The organism is Bariatricus sp. SGI.019, from assembly GCF_050315235.1.
Lineage (GTDB): Bacteria > Bacillota > Clostridia > Lachnospirales > Lachnospiraceae > JAFBIX01.
The window spans coordinates 1-2,488 of record NZ_JBNPOQ010000043.1 but is presented as its reverse complement, the minus strand read 5'-3'; the positions used below and the strand labels follow the sequence as shown (position 1 = coordinate 2,488).

At 51.7% G+C, this 2,488-nt stretch carries 1 rRNA gene; it reads right to left on the bottom strand.

Annotated features, from left to right (window positions below):
- Positions 1 to 21: 21 nt before the first annotated feature.
- Positions 22 to 2,488: ribosomal RNA gene (locus ACQRD1_RS14485) — 23S ribosomal RNA — on the bottom strand; the annotation flags it as partial.

Here is a 2,488-nt window from a genome sequence, read left to right as displayed (position 1 = left end):
ATCCATTACCTATCACCTTGCTTGGTCATGCCCTCGACCGATTAGTAGCAGTCAGCTCCATACATTACTGTACTTCCACCTCTGCCCTATCTACCTCGTCGTCTTCAAGGGGTCTTACTACTTTCGTAGGGATATCTCATCTTGAGGGGGGCTTCACGCTTAGATGCCTTCAGCGTTTATCCCGTCCCGGCTTGGCTACTCTGCCATGAACCTGGTGGTTCAACAGATACACCAGCGGCCAGTCCATCCCGGTCCTCTCGTACTAAGGACAGCTCCTCTCAAATATCCTACGCCCACGCCGGATAGGGACCGAACTGTCTCACGACGTTCTGAACCCAGCTCGCGTACCGCTTTAATGGGCGAACAGCCCAACCCTTGGGACCTACTTCAGCCCCAGGATGCGATGAGCCGACATCGAGGTGCCAAACCACTCCGTCGATGTGAACTCTTGGGAGTGATAAGCCTGTTATCCCCAGGGTAGCTTTTATCCGTTGAGCGATGGCAATCCCACTTTATACCACCGGATCACTAAGTCCTACTTTCGTACCTGCTCCACCCGTCGGTGTCGCAGTCAAGCTCCCTTCTGCCTTTGCACTCTTCGAATGGTTTCCAACCATTCTGAGGGAACCTTTGAGCGCCTCCGATACCCTTTCGGAGGCGACCGCCCCAGTCAAACTCCCCACCTGACATTGTCCCCCAGCCGGTTCACGGCTGCTGGTTAGAAATCCAATACTGCAAGGGTGGTATCCCAACAGCGGCTCTGTGGCAACTGGCGTCACCACTTCTCTGCCTCCCACCTATCCTGTACATGCAATACCGAATCCCAGTATCAAGCTGGAGTAAAGCTCCATGGGGTCTTTCCGTCCTGGCGCAGGTAACCAGCATCTTCACTGGTATTTCAATTTCACCGGGTGCATTGTCGAGACAGTGCCCAAATCATTACGCCTTTCGTGCGGGTCGGAACTTACCCGACAAGGAATTTCGCTACCTTAGGACCGTTATAGTTACGGCCGCCGTTTACTGGGGCTTAAATTCAAGGCTTCGCTTGCGCTAACCTCTCCTCTTAACCTTCCAGCACCGGGCAGGCGTCAGCCCATATACTTCACCTTTCGGTTTTGCATAGACCTGTGTTTTTGCTAAACAGTTGCTTGGGCCAATTCTCTGCGGCCAGATCTCTCTGGCACTCCTTCTCCCGAAGTTACGGAGTCATTTTGCCGAGTTCCTTAACAATGCTTCTCCCGTCGGCCTTAGGATTCTCTCCTCATCCACCTGTGTCGGTTTACGGTACGGGCACAATATAAACTATAGCGGCTTTTCTTGACGCATGGCTCATATGCTTCCCTACTTCTGTTCGGTCCGCTTAACGTCTTCGGATTGCATGGCGGATTTGCCTGCCATACTCCTACCTCGCTTGCACCGGTCTCTCCAATCCCGGCTCATACTCTCCACACGTGTCCCCACAGTTCTGTTATATTGTGGTACAGGAATTTCAACCTGTTATCCATCGACTACGTCTTTCGACCTCGCCTTAGGCCCCGACTTACCCAGAGCAGATCAGCTTTACTCTGGAAACCTTAGATATTCGGCCGGAAGGATTCTCACCTTCCTCTCGCTACTCATTCCGGCATTCTCTCTTCAATACAGTCCACAGCTCCTTATCGGTACTGCTTCTTCCCGTATTCAATGCTCCTCTACCAATGTATCATTACATTCCTGAGCTTCGGTAGTGTGTTTCAGCCCCGGACATTTTCGGCGCAGGACCTCTCGACTAGTGAGCTATTACGCACTCTTTGAATGTATGGCTGCTTCTAAGCCAACATCCTAGTTGTCTTCGAAATCCCACATCCTTTTCCACTTAACACACATTTTGGGACCTTAGCTGCAGGTCTGGGCTCTTTCCCTTTTGACTACCCAACTTATCTCGTGCAGTCTGACTCCCATACACCATCTACGCGGCATTCGGAGTTTGATATTCTTCGGTAAGCTTTGACGCCCCCTAGGAAATTCAGTGCTCTACCTCCGCAAGACTTGTATGAGGCTAGCCCTAAAGCTATTTCGAGGAGAACCAGCTATCTCCGGGTTCGATTGGAATTTCTCCCCTATCCACACCTCATCCCCACCCTTTTCAACGGATGTGGGTTCGGACCTCCATTGCCTTTTACGGCAACTTCATCCTGGACATGGATAGGTCACCCGGTTTCGGGTCTGCTCTGACTGACTTTACGCCCTATTAAGACTTGGTTTCCCTTCGGCTCCGTCCCTTCAGGACTTAACCTCGCCAGCCAGCGCAACTCGCCGGACCGTTCTACAAAAAGTACGCGGTTCCGCTAATAATGCGGTTCCACAGCTTGTAAACATATGGTTTCAGGTTCTGTTTCACTCCCCTCCCGGGGTCCTTTTCACCTTTCCTTCACAGTACTATGCGCTATCGGTCACTAAGGAGTATTTAGCCTTACGGGGTGGTCCCCGCTTATTCCCACAAGGTTTC